Annotated in this window: 7 protein-coding genes; 5 read left to right on the top strand and 2 right to left on the bottom strand. The window is 73.9% G+C overall.

Annotated features, from left to right (window positions below; genetic code table 11):
• The first annotated feature begins 224 nt into the window (after positions 1-224).
• From J0670_RS31600 to J0670_RS31585, 4 genes are all read left to right on the top strand, one after another.
• The gene (locus J0670_RS31600) at positions 225-455 is read left to right on the top strand and encodes a hypothetical protein (RefSeq protein WP_207815349.1); all 231 of its coding nucleotides are present in this window, start codon (positions 225-227) and stop codon (positions 453-455) included.
• 127 nt (positions 456-582) lie between these two features.
• A complete protein-coding gene (locus J0670_RS31595; RefSeq protein WP_207815348.1) occupies positions 583-1,077 on the top strand; it encodes a hypothetical protein in 495 nt (164 codons plus the stop codon).
• On the top strand, positions 1,074-1,682 hold the full coding sequence (locus J0670_RS31590) for a bifunctional 2-polyprenyl-6-hydroxyphenol methylase/3-demethylubiquinol 3-O-methyltransferase UbiG (RefSeq protein WP_207815347.1): 609 nt from the start codon (positions 1,074-1,076) through the stop codon (positions 1,680-1,682). The genes J0670_RS31595 and J0670_RS31590 overlap by 4 nt, the downstream gene beginning before the upstream one ends.
• Positions 1,683-1,704: 22 nt before the next feature.
• Positions 1,705-2,169, top strand: a complete 465-nt coding sequence (locus J0670_RS31585) for a nuclear transport factor 2 family protein (protein ID WP_207815346.1) — start codon at positions 1,705-1,707, stop codon at positions 2,167-2,169.
• Between the two features lies 1 nt (position 2,170).
• Here J0670_RS31585 and J0670_RS31580 read toward each other — a convergent pair whose 3' ends face one another.
• Both J0670_RS31580 and J0670_RS31575 read right to left on the bottom strand, forming a co-directional pair.
• Positions 2,171-2,794 carry a histidine phosphatase family protein gene (locus J0670_RS31580; RefSeq protein ID WP_207815345.1) on the bottom strand — a complete coding sequence of 208 codons (624 nt, stop codon included), beginning with the start codon at positions 2,792-2,794 and terminating at the stop codon, positions 2,171-2,173.
• Positions 2,795-2,864: 70 nt separating this feature from the next.
• Positions 2,865-3,773: an aldo/keto reductase gene (locus tag J0670_RS31575; RefSeq protein ID WP_207815344.1), complete on the bottom strand. Its 909-nt coding sequence runs from the start codon at positions 3,771-3,773 to the stop codon at positions 2,865-2,867.
• A 110-nt stretch (positions 3,774-3,883) separates the two neighbouring features.
• On the opposite strand from J0670_RS31575, the gene J0670_RS31570 reads away from it, so the two are divergent.
• On the top strand, positions 3,884-4,306 hold the full coding sequence (locus tag J0670_RS31570; protein WP_207815340.1) for a hypothetical protein: 423 nt from the start codon (positions 3,884-3,886) through the stop codon (positions 4,304-4,306).
• The last annotated feature ends 1 nt before the right edge of the window (position 4,307 follow it).

The following is a 4,307-nucleotide window of genomic DNA, read 5'->3' as shown; positions in this document are numbered from 1 at the left end:
GGGACGGGCGGCGGCTGCCACGTGTTCTGCGGCCACTGCCATTGTCCTCCGGTGGGCTGTCCAGTCATGTCGTATTCCTTCCGGAGCTGCCCCCCTGCCGTACCTTTCCGTGCTCAACGACTGCGCGGACCTGGGGACATGACCCAGAAGAGCGGACTTGGGGACATGACCCGGAAGAGGGGTCTGGACGGGCGCGGGTTGCCACCGCGCCACATGCTGGGGGCATGGAGACCAACAGCACCCCCGCGCCCCTGGTCGAGGTGGCCGAGTTCCGGACCGACAGCCGCTACCGCCTCGTCCACTTCGAGGGCCACGGCTGGGAGCCGCTCGCCCCCGAGGAGTTCGAGCCCCGTGTCCACCAGCTCTTCCCCGACCTCGACCCGCACGACCCGATCCGGGTGCACTGGGCCGACCGCCCCTGGGAGTGGCCCGCCTGGCACCCCGGCGAGGCCTGAGTGCCGGCCCGGCGCGGCCTCGACGCGCGCTCGGCGACGCCTGGAACGCGCGCCCGGCGAGGCCTGAACGTGCCGTCGTGAGGTCTGGGCCACAGATCGCCGGGCCGCCGTTCGCTACGCTTTCCGGGTGAGCGTGGATCACTTCTGGTGCCGCCTGCCCGGGCCATCCGTGGACACCTGCTCGCCGGAGGAACTCGGCGAGCTCGTGCCCCACCGCCGCGACGTCCGGTACGACCGGCTCGCCGCCGCCGGACTCGCCCTCGGCGTGCGGGGGACGGCCGTCCTGATGGAACTCGCGCTCACCGAGAACGGCCTGCATCCCGACCCGGCCTCCCGACTGCCCGTCTACGGCGGCGAACACCGGGATCCCGGGGCCGAGATGCCGGTGCTGCGCCCCGAACAGGTCGCGGCCGCCTCCACCTTCCTGCGGGACTCGGCGCTCGGCGAACTCGTCCGCCAGCAGGACACCGTGCTCGCCCGCACCGTCGCGCAGCTCCACTACCCGACGCCCTGGTCCGAGTCCTGGGCCGAGAGGGTCGTCAACGACCTGCGCGAACTGCGGGACTTCTTCGCCGTCGCGGCGGCGGCCGGTGACGCGGTGGTCGTCCGGGAGGCGGAGTGAAGGGGCCGGAGGGAACGGCGGGGTACGGCGAGCAGGCCGAGCAACTCGCCGTCCAGTACGAGAGCGTGAGCTTCGCGCAGGTGCACCGCTCACTGCTGCGCCGCCACTACCCGGCGCCGCCCGCCGCCGTCCTCGACGTCGGCGCCGGGACGGGCCGCGACGCGGCGGCCCTCGCCGCGCTCGGGCACCGGGTGGTCGCGGTCGAGCCGACACCCGAACTGCGGGCCGTGGGCGAGCGGTTGCACGCCGGGTCGGGCGTGCGGTGGGTCGCGGACGCGCTGCCCGAACTGCCGGTGCTGAGTGCCGGGGGCGAGCGCTTCGACCTCATCCTGATCACCGCGGTCTGGATGCACCTGGCCCCCGACGAAGGCCCGCCCGCCATGGACGCCCTGGTCCGTCTGCTGGCCCCCGGCGGCCGCCTCGCCCTCACCCTGCGCCACGGGCCCGTGCCACCCGGCCGCCGGATGTTCGACCTCCCTCCCGAGCACACCATCGCCCTCGCCACCGCCCGCGGCCTGCGCCCGATCCACCGCGGCGAACGCCCGGACCTCCACGGGCGCGAGGATGTGCACTGGACGGAACTGCTCCTTGAACGGCCCGGGTAGTGCGTCCCGTCCGGAGGAGACCATGTCCATAGCGCCCCGCCTGACGGCCGACCCGGTGCCGAGCCACCGGGCCATCGAGAACCTGATCGCACGCTACGCCGAGCTCGTGGACGACGGCGACTTCGCCGGGCTCGGCGACCTGCTCGCCGACGCCACCTTCACGGGCGGCGGCGAGCCGGCGAGCGGGCGCGAAGCGATCGAGCGGATGTTCCGCGAGACGGTGATCGTCCACGCCGACGGCACGCCGCGAACCCAGCACGTCACCACCAACCTCGCGATCGAGGTCGATGAGGAGGCCGGTACGGCGGTCGCGCGCTCGTACGTCACCGTGCTCCAGGCCCTGCCCGACCTGCCGCTGCAACCCATCGCCGGCGGTCGCTACCACGACCGCTTCGAACGCGGTGAAGGGCGGTGGCACTTCGTCGAGCGACGGGTCCGCATCACCCTGGTCGGCGATGTGAGCCGTCACCTGCGCCGGGCGGGGTAGTTCACCAGCGGTGGTCCACCGGGAAGCCCGTCCAGCGCAGTTCCTCGGGCAGGTGGGACTGGTCGTTGAGCAGCACCACTGACGGCGGGCGGCCGGGGGCGAAGCGCAGGACGGTCAGGGCGGCGTTGGCGGCGTTGAGGCCCAGCCAGCGCCAGGGCGGGGCGTCGAGCGCGTGCCGGACGAGCCAGCCGATCAGGAAGGCGTGGGTGACGAGCAGTTCGTGCCGCTCCTCGCCGCCGGGCACCGGCCCGGTGAACCGTTCGACGGCCCGCCGGGCCAGCTCGGGGCCCCGCGAGCGTTCCTCCGCCGAGGCACCGGCGAGGAAGCGCAGCAGGAACTCCGCGCTGTCGGCGGGTAGTTCGTCGCGGCCCGGCAGGTACGGGACGTAGTCCCCGGCCTCCTCGCAGACCGACACCGCCACGTCGCCCAGTTGCTCGGCGACCAGCCGTGCGGTCTGCGCGGCCCGGGGGAGCGGGCCGTGGTGCACCGCCGACAGGGGGCGGTCCGCCAACCGCCGCCCCAGCAGGGCAGCCTGCCGGCGGCCGGCGGCGGTGAGCCCGCCGCCGTCCGGCGCGGCCTCGCCGTGGCGGGCGAGGTAGAGGTGGCGGGTGGCGGTGTCGGGCATGCTCCGGGACTCCTCACAGAAGGGGTGGTGTCCCGGAGCGACGCCCGAAGCGGTGCTCCCGGTTCCGAGGTCAGGAGGTGTGGGCCAGTTCCAGCAGGGCCAGGTCCTCCGGGGTCAGCTCCAGGGCGCCGGCGGCGAGGTTGTCCTCCAGGTGGGCCGGGTCGCCGGTGCCCGGGATGGCGAGGACGTGCGGGCCCCGGAGCAGCGTCCAGGCGAGCCGGACCTGAGCGGTGCCGGCCCCGTGCGCCTGCGCCACCGCCCGTACCTCGGCGGGCTCGGGTTCGCCGGCGCCGTCCTGCCGTCCGGCGCCCGCGATGGCGTAGAAGGGGACGAAGGCGATGCCCTGCTCGCCGCAGAGCCGCAGCAGCGCGTCCTGTTCGGGGGAGGCGCCGATGCCGTACGGGTTCTGCACGCAGACGACGGGGGCGATGGCCTGCGCCTCGGCGAGCTGGTGCGGGTGGACGTTGGACAGGCCGAGGTGGCGGATCAGCCCGGCCTGCCGCAACTCGGCCAGCGCGCCGAAGCGTTCGGCGACCGAGTCGGTGCCGAGGACGCGCAGGTTGACCAGGTCGAGGTGGTCGCGGCCGAGCTGGCGCAGGTTCTCCTCGACCTGGACGCGCAGCGCAGCCGGGGTGCGGGCGTGCTCGGCCCACTCGCCGTCGGGGGTACGGGCGGGGCCGACCTTGGTGGCGATCACCAGGTCGTCGCCGTACGGCGCCAGCGCCCGGTTGATCAGCTCGTTGGCGGAGCGCAGCGGGGAGAAGTAGAAGGCGGCGGTGTCGATGTGGTTGACACCCAGTTCGACCGCGCGGCGCAGCACCCGCAGGGCCTGCTCCCGGTCGCGCGGAATCGCGTCGGGGACGAGGGCCGGGCCGGTCTGCGGCAGGCGCATCGCGCCGAAGCCGATCCGGTGGACGGTGCGGTCGCCGAGGGTCCAGGTGCCGGAGGCGGCGGCGGTCACAGTGGTGAGGGAGGTCATGCCGAGCATGATCGCAACCGGGCCGCCCGAGCGCCAACGGTCCGGCGGATCCGAGACGTTGGCCGGGCCCGGGAGCGACGGCGAGGCGGTGTCGGTTTAGGCTGCTCGGCGTGGATCCCGAGGAGCTTGAGCGCTGGTTGGACCGGCAGTTCCCGCAGGGCCGACCGGCCTGGGCGCAGCACATCGACTGGGAGAAGTACACCCCGCCGTCGCCGGAGGGCTCGCTGAGTGCCTTCGACGGCCGCCTCGTCCTGGACCTGGACACCCGGGTCGTCACCGTGGACGGCCGGGAGGTGCAGCTCACCCACGCGAGTACGCGGCTTCTACGCACCCTGATCGAGCTGGGCGAGGGAGCACACGACCCGCTGGTGATCACCGAACGGGTCTGGGACAGTGCCTGGCTCGATGAAAGGGAACTGCGGTACCCGATCGCGCTGTTGCGGCACCTGCTGGGCCATCAGCAGTGGATCGAGTGGACGGCGGACGGCGTCGTCCTGCATCCCCCGGAGACCGGGCCGCCGGTCGCATACTGAC

Origin of the sequence: Streptomyces sp. FH025, from assembly GCF_017427025.1 — a bacterium.
Taxonomy (GTDB): domain Bacteria; phylum Actinomycetota; class Actinomycetes; order Streptomycetales; family Streptomycetaceae; genus Kitasatospora.
The sequence above is the reverse complement of the archived record's forward strand: the minus strand, read 5'-3'. Positions and strand labels throughout refer to the sequence as shown.

Coding starts and splice junctions, on each gene's coding strand:
- J0670_RS31600 (WP_207815349.1), top strand. CDS start 225: ATGGAGACCAACAGCACCCCCGCGCCCCTGGTCGAGGTGGCCGAGTTC.
- J0670_RS31585 (WP_207815346.1), top strand. CDS start 1,705: ATGTCCATAGCGCCCCGCCTGACGGCCGACCCGGTGCCGAGCCACCGG.
- J0670_RS31575 (WP_207815344.1), bottom strand. CDS start 3,773: ATGACCTCCCTCACCACTGTGACCGCCGCCGCCTCCGGCACCTGGACC.
- J0670_RS31580 (WP_207815345.1), bottom strand. CDS start 2,794: ATGCCCGACACCGCCACCCGCCACCTCTACCTCGCCCGCCACGGCGAG.